22 protein-coding genes are annotated in these 25,443 nt (G+C 40.0%); 16 read left to right on the top strand and 6 right to left on the bottom strand.

Annotated features, from left to right (window positions below; genetic code table 11):
• The first annotated feature begins 5 nt into the window (after positions 1 to 5).
• Entirely contained in the window at positions 6 to 2,141 is a 2,136-nt protein-coding gene (gene pta / locus DK207_RS13260; protein WP_109441578.1) for a phosphate acetyltransferase, read from the top strand.
• A 33-nt stretch (positions 2,142 to 2,174) separates the two neighbouring features.
• On the opposite strand, the gene DK207_RS13255 is transcribed toward pta, so the two are convergent.
• On the bottom strand, positions 2,175 to 2,780 hold the full coding sequence (locus tag DK207_RS13255) for a class I SAM-dependent methyltransferase (RefSeq protein ID WP_109441577.1): 606 nt from the start codon (positions 2,778 to 2,780) through the stop codon (positions 2,175 to 2,177).
• A gap of 31 nt (positions 2,781 to 2,811) precedes the next feature.
• The gene (locus tag DK207_RS13250; protein WP_109441576.1) at positions 2,812 to 3,720 is read right to left on the bottom strand and encodes a DMT family transporter; all 909 of its coding nucleotides are present in this window, start codon (positions 3,718 to 3,720) and stop codon (positions 2,812 to 2,814) included.
• A 179-nt stretch (positions 3,721 to 3,899) separates the two neighbouring features.
• On the opposite strand from DK207_RS13250, the gene DK207_RS13245 reads away from it, so the two are divergent.
• Positions 3,900 to 4,760, top strand: coding sequence for a helix-turn-helix transcriptional regulator (locus DK207_RS13245; protein ID WP_109441575.1), 861 nt, complete (start codon positions 3,900 to 3,902; stop codon positions 4,758 to 4,760).
• Positions 4,761 to 4,948: 188 nt separating this feature from the next.
• Complete coding sequence (locus DK207_RS13240) at positions 4,949 to 6,472, top strand: fumarate hydratase (RefSeq protein WP_109441574.1); 1,524 nt, start codon at positions 4,949 to 4,951, stop codon at positions 6,470 to 6,472.
• A 168-nt stretch (positions 6,473 to 6,640) separates the two neighbouring features.
• Here the strand turns inward: DK207_RS13240 and DK207_RS13235 are convergent, their stop codons facing one another.
• From DK207_RS13235 to tig, 4 genes are all read right to left on the bottom strand, one after another.
• Positions 6,641 to 7,357 (bottom strand): DUF2846 domain-containing protein, encoded by a 717-nt coding sequence (locus tag DK207_RS13235; RefSeq protein WP_109441573.1) that lies wholly within the window; start codon positions 7,355 to 7,357, stop codon positions 6,641 to 6,643.
• A gap of 160 nt (positions 7,358 to 7,517) precedes the next feature.
• Positions 7,518 to 8,828 carry an ATP-dependent Clp protease ATP-binding subunit ClpX gene (gene clpX / locus DK207_RS13230; RefSeq protein WP_109441572.1) on the bottom strand — a complete coding sequence of 437 codons (1,311 nt, stop codon included), beginning with the start codon at positions 8,826 to 8,828 and terminating at the stop codon, positions 7,518 to 7,520.
• A gap of 27 nt (positions 8,829 to 8,855) precedes the next feature.
• Positions 8,856 to 9,461 (bottom strand): ATP-dependent Clp endopeptidase proteolytic subunit ClpP, encoded by a 606-nt coding sequence (clpP, locus tag DK207_RS13225; RefSeq protein ID WP_109441571.1) that lies wholly within the window; start codon positions 9,459 to 9,461, stop codon positions 8,856 to 8,858.
• Positions 9,462 to 9,667: 206 nt separating this feature from the next.
• Positions 9,668 to 10,999: a trigger factor gene (gene tig / locus DK207_RS13220; protein ID WP_109441570.1), complete on the bottom strand. Its 1,332-nt coding sequence runs from the start codon at positions 10,997 to 10,999 to the stop codon at positions 9,668 to 9,670.
• Positions 11,000 to 11,255: 256 nt separating this feature from the next.
• Here tig and DK207_RS13215 point away from each other — a divergent pair, with 256 nt between their 5' ends.
• The 13 genes from DK207_RS13215 (at position 11,256) to tatC (ending at position 25,274) form a co-directional block, all read left to right on the top strand.
• Complete coding sequence (locus tag DK207_RS13215) at positions 11,256 to 13,445, top strand: TonB-dependent receptor domain-containing protein (protein WP_109441569.1); 2,190 nt, start codon at positions 11,256 to 11,258, stop codon at positions 13,443 to 13,445.
• Between the two features lie 428 nt (positions 13,446 to 13,873).
• A complete protein-coding gene (locus DK207_RS13210) occupies positions 13,874 to 16,126 on the top strand; it encodes a catecholate siderophore receptor Fiu (RefSeq protein ID WP_109441568.1) in 2,253 nt (750 codons plus the stop codon).
• A gap of 96 nt (positions 16,127 to 16,222) precedes the next feature.
• The gene (locus DK207_RS13205) at positions 16,223 to 16,906 is read left to right on the top strand and encodes a Fe2+-dependent dioxygenase (protein ID WP_109441567.1); all 684 of its coding nucleotides are present in this window, start codon (positions 16,223 to 16,225) and stop codon (positions 16,904 to 16,906) included.
• Positions 16,906 to 18,003: an alpha-hydroxy acid oxidase gene (locus DK207_RS13200; protein ID WP_109441566.1), complete on the top strand. Its 1,098-nt coding sequence runs from the start codon at positions 16,906 to 16,908 to the stop codon at positions 18,001 to 18,003. Before DK207_RS13205 ends, DK207_RS13200 begins: the two co-directional genes overlap by 1 nt.
• Positions 18,004 to 18,412: 409 nt before the next feature.
• Entirely contained in the window at positions 18,413 to 20,107 is a 1,695-nt protein-coding gene (leuA, locus tag DK207_RS13195) for a 2-isopropylmalate synthase (RefSeq protein ID WP_109441565.1), read from the top strand.
• Between the two features lie 81 nt (positions 20,108 to 20,188).
• On the top strand, positions 20,189 to 21,349 hold the full coding sequence (gene metX / locus DK207_RS13190) for a homoserine O-succinyltransferase MetX (protein WP_109441564.1): 1,161 nt from the start codon (positions 20,189 to 20,191) through the stop codon (positions 21,347 to 21,349).
• On the top strand, positions 21,349 to 21,942 hold the full coding sequence (gene metW, locus DK207_RS13185) for a methionine biosynthesis protein MetW (protein WP_005086774.1): 594 nt from the start codon (positions 21,349 to 21,351) through the stop codon (positions 21,940 to 21,942). Before metX ends, metW begins: the two co-directional genes overlap by 1 nt.
• Positions 21,939 to 22,526 carry a tetratricopeptide repeat protein gene (locus tag DK207_RS13180; RefSeq protein WP_109441563.1) on the top strand — a complete coding sequence of 196 codons (588 nt, stop codon included), beginning with the start codon at positions 21,939 to 21,941 and terminating at the stop codon, positions 22,524 to 22,526. The genes metW and DK207_RS13180 overlap by 4 nt, the downstream gene beginning before the upstream one ends.
• 98 nt (positions 22,527 to 22,624) lie before the next feature.
• Positions 22,625 to 22,966: a hypothetical protein gene (locus DK207_RS13175; RefSeq protein ID WP_109441562.1), complete on the top strand. Its 342-nt coding sequence runs from the start codon at positions 22,625 to 22,627 to the stop codon at positions 22,964 to 22,966.
• A 68-nt stretch (positions 22,967 to 23,034) separates the two neighbouring features.
• Complete coding sequence (rdgB, locus tag DK207_RS13170) at positions 23,035 to 23,658, top strand: RdgB/HAM1 family non-canonical purine NTP pyrophosphatase (RefSeq protein WP_109441561.1); 624 nt, start codon at positions 23,035 to 23,037, stop codon at positions 23,656 to 23,658.
• Positions 23,659 to 23,808: 150 nt separating this feature from the next.
• Positions 23,809 to 24,027, top strand: coding sequence for a Sec-independent protein translocase subunit TatA (gene tatA / locus DK207_RS13165; protein WP_109441560.1), 219 nt, complete (start codon positions 23,809 to 23,811; stop codon positions 24,025 to 24,027).
• 12 nt (positions 24,028 to 24,039) lie between these two features.
• Complete coding sequence (gene tatB, locus DK207_RS13160) at positions 24,040 to 24,489, top strand: Sec-independent protein translocase protein TatB (RefSeq protein WP_109441559.1); 450 nt, start codon at positions 24,040 to 24,042, stop codon at positions 24,487 to 24,489.
• Positions 24,490 to 24,560: 71 nt separating this feature from the next.
• Positions 24,561 to 25,274 carry a twin-arginine translocase subunit TatC gene (gene tatC, locus DK207_RS13155; RefSeq protein WP_416224685.1) on the top strand — a complete coding sequence of 238 codons (714 nt, stop codon included), beginning with the start codon at positions 24,561 to 24,563 and terminating at the stop codon, positions 25,272 to 25,274.
• Positions 25,275 to 25,443 lie beyond the last annotated feature (169 nt).

Genomic DNA, 25,443 nt, shown 5'->3' with positions numbered 1-25,443 from the left:
TCATTATGAATACAATTTTACTTATTCCGACTGGTGAAGGTGTAGGTTTAACCTCAGCCTGTCTTGGTATGATTTATGCGCTGGATTGTAAAGGCATTAATGCAGGGTTTCTAAAACCATTCTCTCAAATTGCTGAAGCAACTGTTGATCGCACCACAACCTTATACCACCATTTATTTCAGCATCATGCTGTAGAACCCATGCCTTATGATCGATTAACACAATTGATTGCACTCGGTGAAACAGATGAATTGCTTGAAGAAGCGGTGGCTTTACATCGCCAAATCGCGGCGCATCATGATGTGATCATTGTGGAAGGGCTCGTTCCAAATGGCCAAGACCATTTTGTCAGTGAAATCAATGCAGCCTTAGCACAAGCTTTAGATGCTCAAGTGGTTTTGGTCAGTACCGCAGACCTGTCCGATCCACGTAAAACAGCTGAACGAATAGATGCACATCTTCGACAGTTTGGTGGTGCAGCCTCAGCACGTACGACTGGCATTTTATTTATGCGAACCAAAGGGTTGCCTGAAGATACGGCACAAATTCCTGTCACACTCGATCCAAATTTACGCTTAGGTGAGAAGATAGACAATTATGCTGTAGAACTGCAACGCTATAACCGCCATATCGGAACTGAGGCTCTACCTATTATTGGCTTAGTGCCTTTTAGTAATATTTTGAGCGTTCCTCGAAGTCTAGATATTGCCCAGATTGTTAATGGAACGTGGTTACATCAAGGTGAAGCCAAACATCGACGTATATTGCATACCAGTTTGATTGCTTCCAACATTGAGTCTGAACTACACAAATTTGTACCCGGTGAACTAATTATCGGAGCATCTCAGCGTGCAGATATCTTACTGGCGGCAAGTCTAGTCAGCAGTAATGGGACGCCATTGGCAGGTCTCGTCCTTACGGAACCATCACCCCCACCGTCAAATGTGCTTGAGTTTTGTCAAAGTGCCATCAAACAGGGTTTACCCATCTTACACACACCTCTCACAACTTTAGAAGCATTAAAGAAACTGAGCCGTTTTGGGAATGAAATTCCAATCGATGATACTGAGCGCGCTGAACAAGTCACACGTTTCGTATCCAGCCATATTGATAATCAGTGGCTCGATCAACACACTCAAGACAACTTTCACCCACGCCTGTCCCCTTCTGCATTCCGTTATGAATTAGTCCAAAAATCTATTTCTGCGAAAAAATGTATTGTTCTCCCTGAAGGAGACGAGCCTCGCACCGTACAAGCCGCTGTTATTTGTCAGAATCGCGGTATCGCACAGTGTATTTTATTGGCAAAACCAGAATCTGTTGCTGAGGTTGCCAAGGCACGTGGCATTCAGTTACCGAGTGATTTAAAGATCATTGATCCTGACACTATCCGTGACCGCTACATCGATCCAATGGTTGAGCTACGTAAAGGTAAATTAGATGCATTGCAAGCCAAAGCGCAACTTCAAGATACCGTCGTACTGGGTACGATGATGTTAGCCTTAGATGAGGTTGACGGCTTAGTTTCTGGTGCGATTCATACGACCGCCAACACAGTACGTCCTGCCTTCCAGTTGATTAAGACTGCACCTAATTATTCATTGGTTTCTTCTGTATTCTTTATGCTGTTACCAGATGAAGTCTATGTGTATGGTGACTGTGCAATTAATCCAGATCCGAATGCAGAACAATTGGCAGAGATTGCCATTCAATCTGCTGATTCCGCAAAAGCATTTGGTCTCGATCCACGTATCGCCATGATCAGCTATTCAACGGGAACTTCGGGTACAGGTGCGGATGTTGAAAAAGTCGCTGAAGCAACTCAGATCGCCCAGCAGCGTCGACCGGATCTCCTCATTGATGGTCCTTTGCAATATGATGCGGCTTCAGTGGAAAGTGTCGGGCGCCAAAAGGCACCTGATTCGCAAGTTGCAGGTCGTGCCAATGTATTTATTTTTCCTGATCTAAATACGGGTAATACCACTTATAAAGCAGTACAACGTGCTGCCAATGTAGTCAGTGTCGGCCCAATGCTGCAAGGTTTAAATAAACCAGTCAATGATTTGTCTCGCGGTGCTTTGGTCGATGATATCGTGTTTACCATTGCTTTAACGGCGATACAGGCAGCGCAAAGAAGTTAACAGATCATTCAACGCTAATCCTTTAAACAGGGGTTAGCGTTTTTGTGCCAACCACACCGTATGTCCTGTACATTCAGCATCTTCTGCTATCATTTTTATCACCTCAAACCCGTGTTGATCTAATAAAAGTCGATATTCGTCAGCAGCTAAACTGGCATGGTACAAAGGCTCACCAAACATCTCACCAATCGCCTCCCCATGTGCAGGTCCACTGGTAAACATTAATCCGGCACCCGCTACAGCATGATCTGAAAATAACGCAAACATTTTTCTTTGATCATCATGGGTCAAATGAAAAAAACTGTCCCAAGCCAGAATTCCTTGAAACTTTTGATCTGATTGAAAAGTACGAAAATCTTGCTGTATCCAGCATTGTTCAGGAAAATTTTGCTGAGCCATTTCAATCATGACATCCGAGGCATCCACACCTGTTACCTCATGGCCATGCTCAATCAAATATGCCGCAATTGGCTTGGCTGAGCCACACCCCAAATCTAGAATTTTGGATGGAATAGGAATTAAAGATAAAAAACGATCTAACCAAACCTTTTCATACAAATAGGTTCCTCGACGTTCAGTCCATGAACGTCCATATTTCTTATAGATATCGATAATCTGCTTTGCCAAATGCGCTTGCACTTTTTCTCTTCCTTAAATATGGCAAGCTCATTCAGAGTTGCTTAGAAGACGTAAATATTGTTTGGATTCGTGGCATTTTAATAAAGAAAATAGCATTTCCGCCAAGAATCAAAACCACGCCGATCACAGCGTTAAGCTGCCATTGATAGCCTTCCCAAATTGTCGCCACAACTAGAGCCACCAATGGAAATAATAACGTACTATAGGCTGCCTTCGCTGCACCAATCCGTCCGATGAGATAGAAATAGGTAGTAAACCCAATTACTGAACCAAAGATCGCTAAATACAATAAGGCGCTCAACGCACTGAACTGCATACTCGGAAAGAAATTGTCTTGCTTAGCTCCTGAAATCAATGCCATCAAGATTGCGCCATATAACATGCCATAAGCATTGGTACTAAAAATATCTAATCCATGCTTTTGGTGCCGAGTACTAATCATATTACCTAGAGAGAAGCCATAAGTACCTAATACGCATAACCCTATCCCAATCAATGTCTGATAGTTCAATGTCGTACCAAACACATCATGCCAAAATAAGGCCAGCATACCCAAAAGTCCCATTAAAGCTGCTGGATAAAAGCGCGGTGAAATCTCCTGATCAAAAAAGAATTTAGCATTGATTACATTGAAAATCATGGCCATAGAAAAGATCACCGCTTCCAAACCACTGCTAATATATTGCACCGCATAGTAAAAGCATACGAAATTTAAGCCAAAAACACATAGGCCCTGCAATACACAAAACAGATGATCTTTTAATGCAAGTTTCTGTAATTTCTTGGTGAAGGCAATAAAAAGAAAAAGAACAATCGCTGAAATAAAGAACCGCCAAAATACCGCGACATTGGCTGAGATTCCACTTTGTTGTTGCAAACTAATTGCAATCCAAGTGGTTCCCCAAATCACCACAACCAAAGCATATAACAGCGCATTCATCTAGATTAACCCGATCTTATTCACATGACTGCTATTTTGCGGGGTTTTAGCTCTTTTAAACTTGCATGTTCTTGCGATGATTATCATCAAATTGCGATTATATTTACACACGCAGTACTAATGACAAACACGATCAAAAATCGCTACACTAGTCACATATTTAAACCTTTGAGTAGAAGATGAAATATCAGATTCTAGATCAATTACAACAATATAAAGCCGAATTGCTCGACTCAGTAGAACTGGGTTCGGGTATGCAACTCGCGATGTGGCACAATAATCAAGATCGCGTCAATGTTTGCAGCAATCACCATACACTGAGTATGTATATTCAAGGCGGATATCAAAGCTATCAAAAAACTGCTCAAGGTTGGCATAATGGTGGTGGCCCTGATCATATGTGTCTGATGCCCCAGGATTTTGAGTCAACCTGGGATCTCCGTGATTCACTCACTTTCGTACATCTTTATTACACCCAACAACATTTACAGCGCGTTGCAGAACAAGTTTGGGACCGCGAACCTAATCAAATTATTCTAAACCCACAAACTTTTGTTGCTGACCCACACATTGCCATGATTTACCGACACTTTTTACTTAATGGTGCATGGCAAAATCGTGAAAATCACTTACAAATGAGTACTGCAACCACACTCTTACTCAACCATTTAATTAAAAATTATAGTCATGCCCAATGGCAAGCACCTGAAGTCAAAGGGGGGTTATCACCGTATGTACTGAAACAGTTATTGCAATGGATTGACCACAACCTTCATCTCAGTTTGACACTCTCTGACTTAGCGCGACAAGCTCAACTGAGTGAGTATCATTTTGCTCATATGTTTAAGCAATCGATGCGAATGCCACCCCACCAATATGTAATGCAACGTCGCTTAGAACAAGCACATCAAGCATTACAGCAAACCAATCTCAATTTAACCGAAATTTCTGCGCAATATGGTTTTAGTTCTAGCAGTCATTTTAGTAACCGATTTAAAAAATATTTTGGTTATTCCCCCTCTCAAATGCGCATGAAGTAAGTTCATGGTTAGGTCTTTTATATTTTTTGAATTAAAGAAAACCCAATAAGGTTTAGATCATTGAGAAAGAAGTCAAAAATTCAAATCTTTAGGCCTTTAGCCAAAAGTCGTTTAAAACTCCCACAATCCAAACTTTTTGTCATATAATTTAGCCCGCCAGCTAATCGCCCGCTCAAGAGAATTTTGATATGACAACGATCATCAAACAAGATGACTTGATTACATCAATCAAGGATGCCCTCCAGTTTATTTCTTACTATCACCCGCAAGACTTCATCCAAGCGATGAGCCGTGCGTATGATCGTGAAGAAAACAAAGCTGCAAAAGATGCTATTGCACAGATCCTCATCAACTCACGTATGTGCGCTGAAGGTCACCGACCAATCTGTCAGGATACAGGGATCGTTAACGTTTTCCTTGAGGTTGGCTTAGATGTTAAATTTGATTTAACCATGAGCTTAGATGATGCAGTGAACGAAGGTGTGCGCCAAGGTTACCTAGAGAATTCAAACGTACTTCGTGCTTCAGTTCTTGCTGATCCAGCTTTTGGTCGTAAAAATACCAAAGATAATACCCCTGCGGTTATTCACTATAAACTCGTACCAGGGAATAAAGTTGATATTACCGTTGCAGCAAAAGGTGGCGGTTCAGAAAATAAATCTAAACTTGCGATGTTGAACCCGTCTGATTCAATCGTGGACTGGGTGCTTAAAACCGTTCCAACGATGGGTGCAGGCTGGTGTCCACCAGGTATGCTCGGTATTGGTATCGGTGGTACTGCTGAAAAAGCCATGATGCTTGCAAAAGAAGCACTCATGGAAGAAATCAACATGGACGAATTACTTCGTCGCGGTCCGCAAAACAAGATGGAAGAACTCCGTATCGAGATCTTCGAAAAAGTAAATGCGTTGGGTATTGGGGCTCAAGGTCTTGGTGGTTTGACGACTGTACTTGATATTAAAATCAAAGACTATCCATGTCACGCTGCGGGTAAACCAGTCGGTATGATTCCGAACTGTGCAGCAACTCGTCACGCACATTTCCAGTTAGATGGTACAGGTGTTGCACACATTCAAGCGCCTAAACTTGAAGACTACCCTGCTGTGACTTGGGATTCTTCTCAATCAAAACGTGTAAACCTTGATACCATCACACAAGAAGAAATGGACTCTTGGAAACCAGGTGATACTTTACTTCTTAACGGTACCATTTATACAGGTCGTGATGCAGCACACAAGCGCATGGTTGACATGTTAAACAATGGTGAAGAACTTCCAGTCGACTTAAAAGGTAAATTTATTTACTACGTCGGTCCTGTTGATCCAGTAGGTGATGAAGTGGTTGGTCCTGCTGGCCCTACAACTGCAACACGTATGGATAAATTTACCCGTCAAGTATTAGAAGCAACTGGTTTGTTCGGTATGATTGGTAAAGCGGATCGTGGTCCTGCGGCTGTTGAAGCAATCCGCGACAACAAAGCAACTTATCTCATGGCCGTTGGTGGTGCTGCTTACCTCGTTTCTAAAGCTGTACGTGAAGCCGAAGTCGTTGCATTTGCGGATTTAGGGATGGAAGCGATCTATAAATTTGTCGTTGAAGACATGCCTGTTTCTGTTGCGGTTGATGTAAATGGTACTTCTATCCACGCAACTGCTCCAAAAATCTGGCAAGCAAAAATTGGAAAAATTCCAGTGGTTGATGCAACAGCATAAATAATGAAAAAGGAACATCACTTGATGTTCCTTTTTACTTTAATAGTCATATTTTTAAATAAGAAATTTAATAAGTTAATATGATTTATACCTCTATATTAGCTTTATCTTTACGATTATTCATTTTATAAAGCTTTTAAGTGAAAATAAGCCAATCATAGGTTTTCATTACCACGTCAAAGGATTCCATAACTTAAATGGCTTCACGAGATGCACTTCTGATTTAGCATCGTATTTTTCAGGTTTAAGCTCTTGGGGTTTTGAACGTACTTTTCCAGATTCGTCCTGTGCCACAAAATTATAACTTGAAGATTTTAAACGGGTAAATGCGATTTCCTGAAGAGCGACTTTATCAGGCGTTGGCATAAATGGACCTGAACGCACACTACGCTCAACTTTATTCTCTTCGTCGTACTTAATAAAATAAGTTTGTCCTGCATCCACACTAAAATCGATATATTTCGGTTTTTGAAAATGCAATCCCACCAAAGGACGACTCATGCTTAAACGATAAGTTCCAGCAGGCAATTCAAGCCAATAATAATGATTATGCAATAAACTTGGGATGCGATGCCCATTGATAAATAAATTTGCAGCGGCAATCTCTTGACGATTCCAACGTGTATCAGGGCGATATAAGTAGACCACAGCAGCCTGTTCATTTTGTGGTTTAATCGGACTAAAATGCTGCCCTAATTTTTGGTTTACCCACCCACCCACTGTGAAACCACCGACATGGTATTGATCAAATAAACCAGGTTCTTTCTCAGTATCAATAGATGGTAGCGTTGCAGTCAGTGCCGTTGGTTTTTCTTCAACTGTCTTATGACTTTGACAGCCTGCCAACACCCCTGCACAACATAATGACAATATTAAATAACGCATGACATCCCTCAAGGCGTTTTCTTGGATTTATTTTTAACTGCGCAATACTATGCGGATTTTCAATTTTTTAAGATTAACACCTCAACGTCTAATTGCAAATAAAAAAAGCATGAAAAGCGAAGCCTTTCATGCTTTTTAGATGAACGATACAAGATCAGCCTTAGGCTGATTTGGAATCAATCACCTTTAAGTCTTTCTTTTCAACAGTTTCTGTACTGGTGGTTTGAGGTAAACGCTCCGCCTTAAATTTCGGCTTCGCTGTTCCATTGATCACAGCTTCATCAACAATCACTGTTCCCACATCAGTACGACTCGGTAAATCATACATCGTTTCAAGCAGTACATTTTCCAAGATAGAACGCAGACCACGAGCACCTGTATTACGTTCTAATGCTTTCTTCGCCACCGCACGTAAAGCTGACTCTTCGAAGACTAAATCTACATCTTCCATCGTAAACAAATACTGGTACTGACGAGTTAATGCATTTTTCGGTTCTGTCAGAATCTGCATTAATGCTTCTTCATCTAGTTCTTCTAACGTTGCAATCACAGGTAAACGACCGATGAATTCTGGAATCAAACCAAATTTCACAAGATCTGTCGCTTCAACTTGACGGAATAATTCAGAGACTTTTTTACTGTCATCTTTATTCTTCACATCAGCAGTGAAACCAATTCCACCTTTTTCTTGACGCTGTTGGACGATTTTTTCCAAACCAGAGAACGCACCACCACAAATAAACAGGATATTTGCGGTATCAATCTGAATGAATTCTTGCTGAGGGTGCTTACGACCACCTTGTGGCGGAATTGAAGCAACCGTACCTTCAATCATTTTTAATAAAGCTTGCTGTACACCTTCACCCGACACATCACGGGTAATCGATGGATTTTCAGATTTACGCGTAATCTTATCAATCTCATCGATATAGATGATCCCTTTTTGCGCTTTCTCAACATCATAATCTGCTTTTTGCAAAAGCTTTTGTACAATGTTTTCAACATCTTCCCCTACATAACCTGCTTCAGTTAATGTAGTTGCATCAGCCATCGCAAAAGGTACATCAAGTAAACGTGCAAGTGTTTGTGCAAGTAAGGTTTTACCCGAACCTGTCGGTCCAATCAGCAAAATATTACTTTTCGCAATCTCAATCTCTTTATGTGTATGACCCGACTGCCCTGCTTTTAAACGCTTATAGTGGTTATACACCGCAACAGATAAAGTTTTCTTAGCAATATCCTGTCCAATGACATACTGATCTAAGGCAGCACGTATTTCGTGTGGCTTAGGCAAAGGTTTACTCGCCCAATCACCTGCTTCAACTTGTTGACTCGTTTGTACCAAGTCCAAGCAGACATCCACACACTCATTACAAATATATGCGTCCTCACCTGCAATCAGTTTCCCGACTTCAGACTGCGTTTTACCGCAAAATGAACAATGTTTTTGTCCTTGAGGATGTTCGGACATATTTACTCCAATTCTAAATCTTTAAAATTACGGACGCTTACTTAATACTTGATCAACTAAACCATATTCTTTCGCTGCTTGTGCCGTCATGAAATTATCACGATCAGTATCACGAGCTACTGTTTCATAGTCTTGTCCACTATGCTCAGCCATCAAACGATTCAAACGCTCTTTGATAAATAAAATCTCACGTGCGTGGATTTCGATATCAGAAGCCTGACCACGGAATCCACCGAGTGGCTGGTGAATCATAACTCGTGCATTTTCAAGACAGTAACGCTTGCCTTTTGTACCAGCATTTAATAGGAAGGCACCCATAGATGCGGCTTGTCCCATACAATACGTCACAACATCAGGTTTAATAAACTGCATGGTGTCATAAATTGCCATACCTGCAGTGACAGAGCCACCTGGTGAATTAATATAAAGATGAATATCTTTTTCAGGGTTCTCTGCTTCTAAGAATAGCATTTGCGCAACGATTAGGTTGGCCATGTTATCTTCAACTTCGCCCGTTAAGAAAATAACGCGCTCACGTAATAAACGTGAAAAAATATCAAATGAACGCTCACCACGAGATGATTGCTCAACGACAACAGGAACTAAAGCATTTTCAATTGTTGGAACATACATACGTTTATTTATTCCTAAATTATTGTGACTCGGTCTATGCCAACAATATGAGGGATAATCGATGAAATTGCAAAAGGTTCACCCTGAATTATTCGATTATTTCAGCTAAATTTTGGCAATTTTTCGACGAATTAACACATTCATAACACAGTCAAAGACAGATAAAAAAAGGCGCTTACGCGCCTTTCTTCAGAACTTTTGAAGGATTAGCCACGGCGAGCTTGTTGTTCTTTCAATAAGTCTTCGTAGCTGATCGCAACATCAGTCACTTTAGCAGCAGCTAAGATGTGATCAACCACTTGATCTTCTAATACAACAGCTTCGATTTGAGCGCGTTGTTGTTTGTCATTTTTGAAGTATTCAACAACTTCTGTTGGATCTTCGTAAGAAGAAGCCATGTCATCGATATAAGCATCAACACGCGCTTGATCAACTTCAAGTTTAGCATCAGCCAATACTTTGCTTACCAATACACCAAGCTTAACTGATTTTTCAGCTTGTTCTTTGAACAATTCATCAGGAAGCATGCTGCTGTCAAATGCGCCTGCACCTTGAGCACCAAACTGTTGAGTGAATTGTTGGATCATTTGTTGACGTTGACGGTCAATTTCTTGAGCAACCATAGATGCTGGAACTTCGATTTCGTTTGCAGCAACAAGTGCATCAAATGCAGCTTGCTTAACTTGGTTACGAAGACCATTGCGAACTTCACGTTCCATGTTCTTACGTACGTCAGCTTTTAACTTGTCTAGGCCTTCTTCTTCAGATAAACCAAAGATTTTTAAGAACTCAGCATCAATTTCTGGAAGCTTTTGTTTTTCAACAAGCTTTACAGTGATTTTGAATTGAGCTGCTTTACCAGCCAAGTTTTCAGCTTGATAGTCTTCAGGGAAAGTAACATCAATCACTTTCTCTTCGCCTTTCTTCATGCCAACGATACCGTCTTCAAAACCTGGAATCATACGACCTGAACCAAGAACAAGTTTAAAGTCTTCAGCAGCACCGCCTTCAAACTTCTCACCATCAACTGTACCTTCAAAGTCGAAAGTTACTTGCATGTCTTTTTTCGCCATGCCCTTAGTTTCAGTCCAAGAAGCACGTTGCTTTTGTAAGTTTTCGATCATTACATCAACGTCTTTATCGTTGATTTCTGATGACTTACGCTCAACTTCTAAGTCAGCAAAAGCTTTTACTTCAACTTCTGGATAAACTTCAACAGTCGCTTCATACACTAAAGCATCATCTTTGTTTTCAACTTTCTCAATGTTCGGCATACCGACAGCATTGATTTTCTCTTGTTGAATTGCTTCAAAAACAGTGTCACGAATGACGTCATTCACAACTTCTTGATAAATGCTCGCTCCATATTCACGGCGAACAACATTTAAAGGCACCTTACCTGGACGGAAGCCGTTGATCTTCACAGTTTTGGCAGTGCGTTTTAAGCGAGCTTCAAATTGCTCGTTAACACGGCTCGTCGGTACAGAAACATTTAAACGACGGGCAACGCCCGAAACCGCTTCAGTCGTTACTTGCATGGCTTCCTCGATATTTAGTTAGTAGTAACAATTTTTTAAAGTGCCACATTATATGACAACTTTTCAGATATACAAAATTAGATGATAAAAAAGTCCTTTTATCTGTCGATTCACCCTAATTTATTAGAATTCTTAAATCAAACTTAAAACAATGTTTCTTTTTGTTGTTAATGATAAATTTTATCATTATCATTACTGTGCTTTTAATAGACCATTTTCTCGTGATTTTTATTTTTGTTTAGGGATATTTTTAATTATGGCAAGGTTTAATCCTCATCCTCTCTCCGCCGCTTTGCTCGCGCTTGCATCAAGTACTGTATATGCCAATAACAATGAGCCAACCACCCATCAGCTCTCAACCATTGTGGTGTCTGCTGCAGGTTATGAGCAAGATATTAAAAATGCACCCGCTTCTATTAGTGTCGTAACAAAAGAAGATATTGAAAAGAAAAATGCGACCAGCATTGCAGATCTACTATCGGACATACCTGGCATTGATATCCGTGATGGTATTGGCAAGACCTCTGGCTTAAATATTAAAATGCGTGGTTTGGACAATGAATACAGTCTGATTCTGATCGATGGCCGTCGCCAAACCACCTCTATAGACGTGACACCAAATGGTTTTGGTGAATCCGCTAATGGTTTTTTACCTCCGTTAGCTTCTATTGAACGAATTGAAGTGATTCGGGGACCAATGGCAACGCGCTATGGTTCAGAAGCAATGGGTGGTGTAATTAATATTATTACCAAGAAAATTAGTGATGAATGGAATGGCAATGTCACAGTAAGTGGCAATGTGATGGAACATGGCGGTGAAGCCGACTCATGGAAAACCAGCTTAGTTGTAAATGGTCCAATTATTCAGGATAAACTTGGCGTACAACTACGTGGTTCTTATTTAGATCGCCAAAAGTCGGAACGTGTTCCAGGCACGTCAGGTCGTGATCCACGCCCAAGCGAAGCAGACATTTATGATGTTGGTGGAAAATTATCATTTAAATTAAATGATCAAAATAGTTTTTGGATAGATGGCTTTCACTCAAGTCAAACTTATAAAAATGATGATAACCGTTTAGGTACGCAAGATTGGACGACCATACCGAGAGGCGCAACCGAACTTGCTGCGACAGGGTACAAAGATAAATTAGAATTTAAACGTGATCAGATTGCTTTAGGTCATGACGGTGACTATAGTTTTGGTCAATGGACTTCCTATGTTAGCCAAACCCAAACTGAAACAGTTGGACGTACAATCCCACATAATACTTTCCCTGGAAATGCCTCAGCAGGTCAGGATCGTACACTAAAAAATACTGATTTAGTTGCTGACTCGCATGTGGTTTTACCAATTGCTGATCATAAGTTAACAGTGGGTGCTGAATATAAAGAAGCTAAAATTGCAGATGATATAGCGGGCTTTGGTTCTACATTCAAAAAAGATTCTTTCTCTGTCTATGCTGAAGATGAATGGCGTATTTTAGAAAATCTTGGCTTCACTCTTGGTGGTCGCTATGAAGATCATTCTGGTTTCGGTGGTCAATTTAGTCCACGTGCGTACTTAGTCTGGAAAACAACTGATAATTTGACACTGAAAGGCGGTGTCAGCACAGGTTACAAGGCTCCTTCAGCCAAAGATCTTCATAATGGTATTATCAGTATCACCGGACAAGGAACCTCTTTTAATGTGGGGTCTCCAAACTTAAAACCAGAAGAATCAACCAACTATGAACTCGGTTTTAATTATAACAATGGCAATTTAGATCTCACCACTACGGCATTTTTTAATAAGATTAAGAATCTGATTACAGATGGCCCAGAATTATTAAATTGCTCTTCAATAACAAATCCAAATCAACCAGGTTGTGTGAGTTATGGTTCACATATTACCCAGAATAGCTTTAACCAAAAAATTAATGCAGATGAAGCAGAAACCAAAGGTATTGAACTGAGCCTGAAATATAGCATTATTCCAGAATGGGATATTAAAGCTGCATATACCTACATGGAATCAGAAATTACCAAAGGTAAAAATAAAGGTTCATACCTGAGTAACGTACCGAAGAATGCATTTAATATGACCTCAACTTGGCATATCAATGATGCATTTGATTTATGGTTGCAACATGAATATAAGTCAGATCGTAAGCGTTATGATACTGAGCAAACTACGGGTGATGCCGCTATTATTTACAATGCAACTAACAATAAGTTGAAAGGTTATAACTTATTTAATTTAGGAGCGAGCTATAGCGTTAATGATCAATTACGTTTTAATGGTTCTATCAACAACCTCCTTGATAAGGACTTTAGCAGTAATGGTTCATATATAGATTCTCAGGGCAAACCAGCTTCTTATTATGACTATATGCAAATCAGCTCAGGGATGTCAGGTACATATCTAGCAGGACGCAACTACTGGTTATCCATTTCTTATGATTTCTAATAAAATCATTAACTTAGATTTAAAAGAACCTGCATTTGCAGGTTTTTTTAATTTAGGGCGCCTGATAAGCTTGAATTACAGTGTCAAAATTTCACAGAAACTCATCTAGCTGCCCCTTTACAACTCACAATCAAATAAAATTAAACCTTATATATCAAGCAACTATATTTAACTATCACTACATTATCATTTTATATGTTTATTAATCACTAATACCAATTTAAAAAAATATTTATAATTTTCAACCCATTAAACATATACAGCTCTTTATATGTAAATTAAAGCTATTGATAACGATAATAATTATCACTAAACTTCGCGCAACTTGTTACATAGTTTAACAATTTCTTCACTTTTAACGCATTGTTCGTAAGAGCATTACTCAGCCGAACGTTCAGTCATTCACTACTTCCTTAGGGGTTCTCTCAATGGCTAAGATAAAAAGTCGTAAACACCTTCGTACCACGCCTTTAGTTGCACTCGCTGCGAGTCTACCTTTTGCTACTCATACAGCCAACGCAAATGAAAATACGACCCAACTTCCTATTATTAAAGTGAATGCTGAAAATAACTATAAAGCAGAAGCCGTCAGCTCGCCAAAATATACGCAACCTTTAGTGGATACTCCACAAACAATCCAAGTGATTAAAAAAGAATTATTACAAGAACAAGGTGCTGCATCTTTAGTAGAAGCACTGCGTAATACCCCTGGTATCACCTTGCAAATGGGCGAAAATGGCAATACAAGCGCGGGTGATACGTTCCAGATGCGTGGATTCTCAACTCAAACTTCAACTTATGTAGATGGAATACGTGATCTCGGTGCGGTTAGCCGTGACGTTTTTAATCTCGAACAGATTGAAGTAGTGAAAGGTCCTTCTGGTGCTGAAGCAGGTCGTGGTTCAGCGTCTGGGTATATCAACCTCGTTAGTAAATTACCTAAAGCCGAAAATAGCAGTGAAGTTTCTGCACGTTACAATACAGCCGAAAATGCACGCCTAACAGCAGATATCAATCAAGTTATTAATGACAGTATTGCGATTCGCTTCAATGCTATGGGGCAAGATGGTGGTGTTGAAGGTCGTGATGTAGTTGAAAATAATGGTTGGGCTGTGGCTCCATCGATTGCATTCGGTTTAGACTCTGACACCCGTTTTTATTTATATTCTCAGCATATCCGTCAAAACAATATTCCAGATGGCGGTATTACAACTGTAGGCATGAAAGGCTTTTTCAATGCTGATGCTGACATCAATAAAGCGCCTACTGTGAAACGCTCAAACTACTATGGTAGCGTTAATGACTTCGAAGATATAGAAGCCGATATGATCTCTGCAAAAATTGAGAGTGATTTTGGTGAAAATATCAAATTTACTAACACCACGCGTTATGCAAAATCACAAATGAATCGTGCCTTAACAGGAATAAACGCGATCAATAAAAATGGTTCTAGCAATCCAAAAGACTGGACCATTGCGCGCTCGCATCAAGGTGTTGATCAAGAAAATAAAATCTTGGCCAATATTTCAGCATTAAATTTTAACTTTAAAACAGGGATCATCGAGCATGATCTTGTTGCAGGTTTAGAGTTTTTACAAGAGCAACAGATATCTCGTACTTTAGCAACTCAAATGCCTGGGCAAGCTACCGTAACTCCACCGCCAGCGAACTTATACCGTCCAAATTACTATGATGTTATGCCAAAGCTTGTGTACACAGGTGCTTATGGCGATGGTAAGACTCAAACAGCGGCAGCATATTTGTTTGACACAGTTAAATTGCTAGATAACCGTCTACAGTTTAATGGTGGTGTACGTGTAGATTATTATCACACTGAATACAATGCTTTAACGCTCCCAAGTGGCGCAAAAGAATTGGTACCTGTTGATTTGAAAGCACACGATACCTTGGTGAGCTGGAAACTTGGAAGTTTGTTTAAACCGACTGTGAATAGTAGCGTGTATGCATCTTATGCAAAATCTTTAACGCCTCCAGGAAGTGCCAACTTCAGCCTTTCTGATGCAACATCAGGCACACAAGCTGCTAATAATCCTCGCGGAAAACCACAGGAAACACATCACTATGAAATTGGTGGAAAATGGGATGTGTTAAAGAATAAATTGGCATTGACTGGTGCGGTTTATCACACTGAAAATGAAAACCAATTTACTCAAGACCCTATTACAAAAGAATCCCTTCAAGAAGGAAAAACTCAAGTTAAAGGTGTTGAACTTGGTGTCGTGGGGCAAATAACCGATGCATGGAATATTTCTGCTGGTGTTGCTCACATGAAAGCCAAACAAAAAGATCAAGTTGGCTTCAATGCAACGAGTGGCGAAAAAACAGTGACTGATTCTGTACGTTGGTCACCAGAGTGGACTGCTTCACTATGGACTACCTATGATATTGCAGGCTTTAAAGTTGGTTTAGGTGCACGTTATGTCGATGAACAAAAACGTGTGGTGACTGACAGCACTGCGCCAGCGAATATGCCAAAAGTTCCATCTTATGTCGTATTTGATGCGATGGCGGGTTATGCCTTTAACAAACATGCCTCTGTAAACCTCAATGTATACAACTTGGCTGACAAGGAATACATCAGTGCATTAAATAATGGTGGTAGCCGTTTTGTTCTAGGTCAACCACGTTCAGCGGCCTTAACATTCAACTATAAATTCTAAGCGATTGATTTCGAAAATTAGATTTGAATAGATGCGATCAGCCTGTCAAAGAAGTTATACTTTTTCGACAGGCTGTATTTTTTGGATAAATTAAATATGATGCTGCATATTCCTGAATTATTAAATAAACAACAGGTTTTAGACATTCGCCAGCAAATTCAGCAATCATCTTCATGGGTGAATGGCGCACAAAGTGCTGGTGCACAGGCGCAACAAACAAAAAATAATTTACAAATTGATATACACAGCGACCTTTATTCTTTAATAAGTCAATCTGTACATAAAGCTTTACAACACAGTCTGTTATTACGCTCTGCCGCACTTCCAAAACAGATTTTACTGCCAATGTTCAACTGCTATCAAAACCAAGGACATTACGGCAATCATGTAGACAGTGCCATTCAACACTCAGCAATCACAGGACAAGCCATTCGAACGGATGTTTCAATCACAGTTTTTTTATCGGAACCCGATGAATATGAGGGTGGCGAACTGATTGTTGAAGATACGTATGGTAGCCATGAAGTTAAATTAGATGCAGGTGACGCGATTCTATATCCCGCTACCAGCTTACATCGTGTTGAACCCGTTACCCAAGGAAGCCGTATTGCTGCATTCACTTGGATTCAAAGTATGGTCAAAGATGATTGGCAAAGAAGCATGCTGTTTAATTTAGACATGACCATTTTAAAATTAAGACAACAACTCGGAGATTCAGAGGAAGTGGTTGCTCTCACAAATCATTATCATAATTTGTTGAGACAATGGGGAGACTTATAATGACACCTACCTCCCTTTTACCCCCTTTCACTGAGATTCCTGCACACTTACAAAGTGTCGTAGATTATGAATTACAAGCACAACATCATATCGCTGAGCCGACATGGCACTATTTACAAGGCGGTGCAATGTATGAACAAAGCCTTCAAGAAAATCAACAACAGTTCAGAAATATTCGACTTATTCCTCGTCATTTAAATGATTTAACACAAGCAAATACCCAATTACATTTATTCGGATTGGACTATCCACATCCGATTTTTTTAGCGCCCGTTGGTCATCAAGCCCTGTTCCATCCTCAAGCCGAACAAGCATCTGCACTTGCCGCACAAGTGATGCAAAGTAATTTAATCTTAAGCCATCTCACCAATACCCACATGGCTGAACTAAATCATCAAAATCCGTTTAAATGGTTTCAGCTGTATTGGCAAGGTGACCGAGCACAATCCTTAAATTTGATCAAAACTGCGGAACAACATGACTATAAAGCCATTGTGATCACTGTCGACGCTCCTCATACCGGAATTCGAGATCGAGAGCGCAAAGCAAATTTTTATCTACCAACCGACTTAGTACACCCTCACTCTCCTCCTGACCAACACGATTTCAGTACACAGCAACACTCAATTTTTCAAACATTGATGCGACTTGCTCCCATCTGGGAAGATATCGCTTGGGTGGTTGAAAATACACATTTACCTGTACTGCTCAAAGGAGTGCTACATCCTGCCGATGCGAGAAAAGCTATGGAATATGGCGTTGCAGGCTTAGTGATCTCTAATCACGGAGGACGAGTTTTGGACGGTACCATCTCCCCACTCCTTGCATTACAAAAAATCAGGAGTGTAGTTCCTGAACATTATCCTTTATTAATCGATGGTGGCATTCGTCGTGGTTCTGATATTTTTAAAGCGATTGCTTTAGGGGCCAATGCAGTATTGGTTGGCCGTCCATATATCTATGGTTTAGCAACGGCGGGGGCTTTAGGCGTCGCACATGTCTTGAAAATTTTAAAAGAAGAGTTCGAGGTTACCATGGCACTTATGGGAACAGCGAGCATAAACGAGATTAACCAAGATTTTATTTACCAATATTAATCAATATCTCGGGAAATATTTTCATTATTTCTCGTTCTAACGCAAAAATAGGAAATTATTTCTTAATCATTCAAATTAAAATGCCTTATAGATTAGATAGACCTTTGCAGTTGCCTGTATTTTCACCTAGACTGTTTTCTATTACGTGATTAATATAGCAACACAACCGAATAACTGCGTTGAATGGTAGATGATGAAAACAAATCGCGGCTTTATCCATCCGTCTCATAAAAAACATCTCGCTGCTCTCCTGATGCTGCGCCTCGCGCGCACATAACTTTTTTGGCCTAAATTATTAGGTACTCGACACAGATTCTCTTTAAATTATTTCGAATAGACACCATATATAAAGTAGCACGTTGCATTTACGCCAAGTTTGCAACCCCTGCTATGACAAGGAGTTAGCAAAATGTTGGCAGATCCAAGTAAAAAATACCGCCGTATGTATCAACGTGTGGACTTACCAGACCGTCAATGGCCAAATAACGAAATCAACCAAGCACCGATTTGGATGAGTACCGATCTTCGTGACGGTAACCAAGCGATTTTTGAACCGATGAATATGGAACAAAAATTAAAAATGTTCCATATGTTGGTAAAAATTGGTTTTAAGCATATTGAAATTGGCTTTCCTTCTGCATCACAAATCGACTTTGACTTTGCGCGTAAATTGATCGAAGAAGATTTGATCCCAGAAGATGTATATATTGAAGTCTTAGTGCAAGCACGTGATCATTTGATTGAGCGTACTTTTGAATCCTTGGTGGGCGCAAAACGTGCCATCGTGCATATCTATAATTCAAACTCACCGACATTCCGTCAAAAAGTCTTGAACGTTGATGTTAATGGTGCAAAACAACTTGCCATCAATGCTGCAAATAAAGTCAAAGAATATGCCGCGCAGTACCCTACAACTGAGTGGATTTTCCAATACAGCCCTGAATGCTTCACTGCAACAGAATTAGAAGTTGCCAAAGATGTTTGTGATGCGGTCACAGAAATTTGGGAAGCATCGCCGACCAATAAAGTCATTTTGAATTTACCTGCAACTGTCGAAGTTTCAACGCCAAATGTTTATGCCGATCAAATCGAATGGATGCATCGCAACTTGGCGCGTCGTGATGGTGTGATCATTTCTGTTCACTGTCATAATGACCGTGGTTGTGGTATTGCAGCGTCTGAATTGGCGATTATGGCTGGTGCTGACCGCGTTGAAGGTTGTGTGTTTGGAAATGGTGAACGTACAGGTAACGTTGATGTTGCCGCAATTGCCTTAAATATGTATACCCAAGGTGTTGCACCGAATTTGGATTTCTCAAATATCAATGAAATCATCGCTACAGTTGAAGAATGTACAGGCTTGCCAGTACATCCTCGTCATCCATATGCTGGTGATTTGGTCTTTACTGCATTCTCAGGTTCGCACCAAGATGCAATCAAAAAAGGCTTTGAATTCCAGAAAAATGAAGAAATCTGGGATATGCCTTACTTGCCAATCGATCCGAAAGACTTGGGTCGTGACTACGATGCGGTAATTCGTGTGAATAGCCAATCAGGTAAAGGCGGTATTGCATACTTATTAGAATCAAATTACAACGTTGCCTTGCCACGTCGTGTTCAGATTGAGTTTAGTCAGATCGTTCAACAACACACTGATGAAAATGGTACAGAAATCAGTGCGCATGAGATTTGGACATTGTTCGAAAAGACTTATGTGGATATCAAAAACCACCACTATCAAACTAAACATTATCAGTTGTCTGATATCAATGGTACACAAATCATTGAATTAGATATTGAAATTGAAGGTGAAATTCAACGTTTACGTGGTGAAGGTAATGGCCCAATCTCTGCAATGTTGAATGCTTTACAGTTGCCAATCGATGTTGTGAACTATGAAGAGCGTAGTATCAGTTCTGGTGCAAATGCCAAAGCCCTTGCTTTAATTGAACTTCAAGTGAAAGGTACAGGCAAGAGCGCATTTGGTGCAGGTGTACATGACAATATCGTCACGTCATCAATCGAAGCTATTATTGCATGTACCAACCGATTGATTGAACAAGGTGTGTTAACAACGGATCAAGTGGTTGCCGCTGCAGTTTAACAAAAACAATCGTTTAAAAAGGATACCAGAGTTGGTATCCTTTTTATTATTGATAAAAGGTTTATAGGACGAACGATTCCAGTGTCTTTTCCATCGGATTCAGTGGGTTTAGTCACACCACAAAAATTTTCATTTGAAGCACCATTAGAACTTGAGTGTGGGAGAGTCTTACCTCGCTTTGATTTAATGGTTGAAACCTATGGAACACTCAACGCAGATCATTCCAATGCCATCTTAATTTGTCATGCCCTATCAGGTCACCATCATGCCGCAGGTTATCATCATGAAGATGATAAAAAAGCAGGTTGGTGGGACAGTTGTATCGGTCCTGGCAAAGCAATTGATACCAATCACTTTTTCGTAGTTGCACTGAATAATATCGGTGGTTGTAGTGGCTCTACGGGACCAATTTCACCTAATCCTGAAAATGAAAATCGTCCCTATGGCCCTGACTTCCCTCTCGTGACTGTACGAGACTGGGTAAAGACCCAAGCCATGCTTTCTGATCGTCTTGGTATTGATGTATGGTACGCTGTCATCGGTGGTTCATTGGGAGGCATGCAAGCTTTGCAATGGTCGTTGGATTATCCAGATCGTTTAAAGAAATGTGCGATTATTGCGAGTGCACCAAAGCTTTCTGCTCAAAATATTGCGTTCAATGAGGTCGCACGCCAATCTATTCTGTCCGATCCAGACTTTCATCATGGCCGTTATTTAGAGAATGATAGCTATCCAAAACGGGGCTTGATTTTGGCGCGAATGGTTGGTCATATCACTTACCTATCAGAAGAAGCCATGAAACAAAAATTTGGACGAGATCTAAAATCTGGCAAGTTTATGTATGGTTTTGATGTTGAGTTCCAAGTTGAAAGCTATTTGCGTTACCAAGGCGAACAGTTTAGTCGTAATTTTGATGCAAATACTTACTTGATTATGACCAAGGCATTGGATTATTTTGACCCTTCTCGTGAATATCAGCATTCATTGACAAGAGCAATGAGTCAACCGAAATGCCAATTTTTGGTCATTTCATTTACCACGGATTGGCGTTTTAGTCCAAGCCGTTCTCAAGAATTGGTAGATGCTTTGATTGACAACCATAAGCCGGTGAGTTACTTAGAAATTGACGCTGAACAGGGTCATGACTCTTTCTTATTTCCAATTCCGCTGTATGTGAAAACCTTACGCGCATTTTTAGGTGGAGAACAACAGTTGCAATCGACATCGCAGGAGCCGAACTAATGCGTATAGATCAACGACTCGCTGAAAAATGGATTAATCCAAACTCTAGCGTGCTAGACTTAGGTTGCGGTGATGGCGAATTATTGGCTCATATGAGCAAACAGCACAATATTCGTGCTTATGGCTTAGAAATTGATCAAGAAAAGATTGCAATTGCCATCAGTCGAGGGTTAAATATTATCCAACAGGACTTAAACTTGGGTTTAAGCCGTTTTGCCGATCAATCTTTTGACTCTGTCGTGATGGCACAAGCTTTGCAAGCTGTAGATGCACCCGATGTATTACTTCGTGATATGGTGCGTGTCGGTAAGCAAGCAATTATTACTTTTCCAAACTTTGCATATTGGAAGACGCGTTCTTTTCTTGCATTAAAAGGGAAAATGCCTGTTTCGGAAGCTTTACCCTATATGTGGTATAACACTCCGAATATTCATTTATGTACATTCCGTGACTTTGAAGCCTTATGTGCTGAGAATCGGATTAAAATTATTAATCGACTTGCCGTTAATGGTGACCAACAAGGTAGTTTGCTCAGTAAGCATATGCCGAACCTATTTGGTGAAGTCGCAATTTATCGAGTGAGCGCTCTATGAAAAAGACATTAATCAGCACATTTTTATTTGGTCTGATCAGCATACAAGCGCATGCTGACTATGTTGCTCAACCGCAATCGGTTGCTGCACAAGCTGCACGATATTCAGTGATGAGTATTGGTGAATTGCAAAATGCTGCAAAAGCAGGTCAGGCAGGGGCACAGTTTTATTTAGCAACCCGTTACCAACATGGTAAGGACGTTGCAAAAGATGAGAAACAAGCGTTTGCTTTATTTAAAGCTGCTGCAGACAAAGGTATTTCCGCTGCACAGCTCAATGTTGGTCGTATGTACGCTGATGGCATTGGGATTAAAAAAGATGAAGTGTTAGCGCGCAAGTATTTTGAAAAGGCTGCAAGTAATGGTGATAACCGTGCCAGCTTTAATCTTGCTGTGATGGAAGAACAAAAGAAAAATTATATTGGTGCTTATCAATGGTATGAGCTTTCAACACGTGATGGCATGCTCGATACTAAAGTGATTAGCTTGTCAGAAGGTAAGAAAACCGCTTTGGCTGCAAACTTAACTCAAGAGCAAATCCGTACTGCACGTGACCGTGCTGATAAATGGATTCAAGCGCAGTAAAAGCCAGTCTAAAATATTTTCAATGATATAAAACCGATTTAGCAGATTAAATAAAATGTTGAATCGGTTTTATAATTCATATAATCAATAGAATAGATATGAGCTTCTATACAGAACTACAAATCAGATACACTCAATTCGATGAGATTGATCTTTCAACTCAAAAACAAAATATTTTTAGAATACTCGCTCAGGACGCTATACATGAGGATACCTATCAAGATTTAATTACAGCATTTACTGATGGCAAATCAAGTATCAATGTTGATCCTATTTATTGTTTCCAATTAACTGCACAGATTATTGCACTATTTCCTAATGCCAATATCGAATGCCGTGGTTTAGGTGAAGAATTTTTATATACTTGGGTACTTTGTGTTGAAGATGGCAATATCATTTTCTCAAGTAAACCATGGGAAAGTGAAAATCCTTATCTCTAAATATATCTATATCACCTCTTCGGAATCTCCCTTATAATTTGCCTATTCTTCTGTAATACAAAATTTATATGTCTACTCCTTCATGGCTCACCCAAGGCAAACTTGTGCTTGCAAGTAATAACAAAGGTAAAATTGCTGAATTTGATCATCTATTTCAACAGCTCAATCTACCCGTCGAAATCATTCCTCAAGGTAAACTGGATATTGAAGATGCCATCGAAGATGGTCTAAGTTTTGTTGAAAATGCGATTATCAAAGCGCGCCATGCATCTAAACTTTCAGGAAAACCTGCGATTGCGGATGACTCAGGTCTATGCGTTCCAATTTTAGGTGGTGCACCTGGGATCTATTCTGCACGATATGCAGGTGAGCATGGCAATGATACAGCGAATAATGAAAAACTTTTGGCTGATCTCACTCCCTTCCGCAAAAATGGCGAAAGCATAGAAGGTATGTTCGTTTGCGTGCTTGCACTTGTGACACATGCAGAAGATCCACTGCCGCAGATTTTCCAAGGCATTTGGAAAGGTGAGATTTTAGAAGCTGCACGAGGGGAAAATGGTTTTGGTTACGATCCACTATTTTGGTTGCCAGAACTTAATCTATCCAGTGCCGAATTAAGCAAAACAGATAAAAATAAAATCAGCCATCGTGGTCAAGCGATGCAACTTTTTAAAGCAAGTCTACGTTAATATTTATAGAAACCTGAAGCATCTATTCAGGTTTCTTTCCTTTCTGAAAAGCTATGCCCCATCCTCATTGTCTTAAAATTGCAATATAAATGTCACATCTTTGTCACGCCAACCTGTTGAGATAGAGCTAAATTTTAAGAGGATACGGTTATGGCTGGTTTATCTATTTGGCACGTGCTCATTTTTGCAATCGTGGTTATTTTACTATTCGGTACATCAAAACTAAAAAATCTGGGTAAAGATGTTGGTGGTGCCGTTAAAGATTTCAAAAAGTCGATGAAAGATGAAGAAGAAACTACGGCTTCTCTAAATGAACCACGTACCATCGACGCTCAAGTAAAAAATACTGAAAGCTCAATAAAAAGCTAAGCGAGCACCATTATGCTGAATTTAGGGATGTCCGAACTCCTAGCGTTCGGCATTATCGCCTTACTTGTACTAGGGCCTGATAAATTACCTGAAGCTGCTCGATTCGTAGGGAAGTGGTACGCAAAAATCAAACGTACAGTCAGTAATGTTCAAAATGACATAGACCGTGAATTACGTCTGTCCGAACTACGAGAGCAAATGCAGCAAGAAATGCAACGCATTGCTGAGCTTGAACAAAAAATGCAGGCGCAAATGACAGCATTTGAGCAGCAAAAGGTCTCGCTTCAAGAAGATCCTCAAAAAGCTGCTACACAAAAATGTCAGATTCAGGTGGTCTACCACTTTATTCTTCACCCATTGCCTGTGATTTACCTTCCGAAAATTGCCCTATTGCATGCATCGGTATCAGCTTCATCATTAGAAAAAATAACTTCGGTTCCAGAATTAAAGGTAGCAGTATGAGTTCACCCTCTAGCTCTCAACTCCCTCAGTCTTCTTTGGGTGAGCAAGAACAAGACGTTAAGCTTGAGGAAATGCCGATCACCAAGCATTTGATGATCCTACGACAGCATTTATTTAAAATCGTTGCTGCCATTCTATTACTTTTTTTCTGTTTATTGCCCTTTGCCAATCGTACTTATCAAATCCTATCTGAGCCATTACGAGCTCAGTTGCCTGTAAGTTCATCCATGATTGCAACGGATGTTACAGCAACATTTATGGCACCTTTCAAGCTAAATTTCTTCGTGGCATTAATGCTGGTTATGCCTTATATCATTTATCAGATTTGGTCTTTCGCCAAACCTGCCCTATATGAAAAAGAGAAGTCTTTAGCTCTCCCTATCCTAGTGAGCAGTATTTGCTTATTTTATTTAGGAATTGCATTTGCGTATTTTATTGCGCTGCCCTCAATTCTGCATTTTTTCATCAGTGTCTCACCTGAAACTGTGGCACCGATGACCGATATCAATAGTTATTTGGCTTTCTGCTTAAAGCTTTTCCTAGTCTTTGGTCTGACCTTTGAGATCCCAATCATTACCTTATTACTGATCTTAATCGGTGTGGTCAGCACGCAAAGTTTGGTTGAGAAACGGCGTTTTATTATCGTGGGATGTTTTTTCATTTCGATGTTCGTCACCCCACCCGATGCTATTTCAATGATTATGCTTGCCGTTCCAATGTGGCTATTGTTTGAACTTGGTCTATTACTCGGAAAATTTCTAGAAAAATCAAAAGCAACAACTTAAATAATTCAATTTTAAAAAAACAGGTCTAGCACCTGTTTTTTTGACTAAACGTTTTATTATTTATTGATTTTTAATGTATTTGTCACATAACTGTCAAGGCAGCGTCACAATTAAAATCTAAGTTAAAGGCGGGAATTTTTTATCGCACATATAAACTTAGGATGATTCC

The sequence above is a fragment of the Acinetobacter haemolyticus genome (assembly GCF_900406815.1).
Taxonomy (GTDB): domain Bacteria; phylum Pseudomonadota; class Gammaproteobacteria; order Pseudomonadales; family Moraxellaceae; genus Acinetobacter; species Acinetobacter haemolyticus_A.
The sequence above is the reverse complement of the archived record's forward strand: the minus strand, read 5'-3'. Positions and strand labels throughout refer to the sequence as shown.

What these genes read in the sequence shown, in the direction of transcription:
- pta (WP_109441578.1), top strand. Translation starts at nt 6, where the DNA reads ATGAATACAATTTTACTTATTCCGACTGGTGAAGGTGTAGGTTTAACC.
- DK207_RS13250 (WP_109441576.1), bottom strand. Translation starts at nt 3,720, where the DNA reads ATGAATGCGCTGTTATATGCTTTGGTTGTGGTGATTTGGGGAACCACT.
- DK207_RS13245 (WP_109441575.1), top strand. Translation starts at nt 3,900, where the DNA reads ATGAAATATCAGATTCTAGATCAATTACAACAATATAAAGCCGAATTG.
- DK207_RS13240 (WP_109441574.1), top strand. Translation starts at nt 4,949, where the DNA reads ATGACAACGATCATCAAACAAGATGACTTGATTACATCAATCAAGGAT.
- DK207_RS13235 (WP_109441573.1), bottom strand. Translation starts at nt 7,357, where the DNA reads ATGCGTTATTTAATATTGTCATTATGTTGTGCAGGGGTGTTGGCAGGC.
- clpX (WP_109441572.1), bottom strand. Translation starts at nt 8,828, where the DNA reads ATGTCCGAACATCCTCAAGGACAAAAACATTGTTCATTTTGCGGTAAA.
- clpP (WP_109441571.1), bottom strand. Translation starts at nt 9,461, where the DNA reads ATGTATGTTCCAACAATTGAAAATGCTTTAGTTCCTGTTGTCGTTGAG.
- tig (WP_109441570.1), bottom strand. Translation starts at nt 10,999, where the DNA reads ATGCAAGTAACGACTGAAGCGGTTTCGGGCGTTGCCCGTCGTTTAAAT.
- DK207_RS13215 (WP_109441569.1), top strand. Translation starts at nt 11,256, where the DNA reads ATGGCAAGGTTTAATCCTCATCCTCTCTCCGCCGCTTTGCTCGCGCTT.
- DK207_RS13210 (WP_109441568.1), top strand. Translation starts at nt 13,874, where the DNA reads ATGGCTAAGATAAAAAGTCGTAAACACCTTCGTACCACGCCTTTAGTT.
- DK207_RS13205 (WP_109441567.1), top strand. Translation starts at nt 16,223, where the DNA reads ATGATGCTGCATATTCCTGAATTATTAAATAAACAACAGGTTTTAGAC.
- DK207_RS13200 (WP_109441566.1), top strand. Translation starts at nt 16,906, where the DNA reads ATGACACCTACCTCCCTTTTACCCCCTTTCACTGAGATTCCTGCACAC.
- leuA (WP_109441565.1), top strand. Translation starts at nt 18,413, where the DNA reads ATGTTGGCAGATCCAAGTAAAAAATACCGCCGTATGTATCAACGTGTG.
- metW (WP_005086774.1), top strand. Translation starts at nt 21,349, where the DNA reads ATGCGTATAGATCAACGACTCGCTGAAAAATGGATTAATCCAAACTCT.
- DK207_RS13180 (WP_109441563.1), top strand. Translation starts at nt 21,939, where the DNA reads ATGAAAAAGACATTAATCAGCACATTTTTATTTGGTCTGATCAGCATA.
- DK207_RS13175 (WP_109441562.1), top strand. Translation starts at nt 22,625, where the DNA reads ATGAGCTTCTATACAGAACTACAAATCAGATACACTCAATTCGATGAG.
- rdgB (WP_109441561.1), top strand. Translation starts at nt 23,035, where the DNA reads ATGTCTACTCCTTCATGGCTCACCCAAGGCAAACTTGTGCTTGCAAGT.
- tatA (WP_109441560.1), top strand. Translation starts at nt 23,809, where the DNA reads ATGGCTGGTTTATCTATTTGGCACGTGCTCATTTTTGCAATCGTGGTT.
- tatB (WP_109441559.1), top strand. Translation starts at nt 24,040, where the DNA reads ATGCTGAATTTAGGGATGTCCGAACTCCTAGCGTTCGGCATTATCGCC.
- tatC (WP_416224685.1), top strand. Translation starts at nt 24,561, where the DNA reads ATGCCGATCACCAAGCATTTGATGATCCTACGACAGCATTTATTTAAA.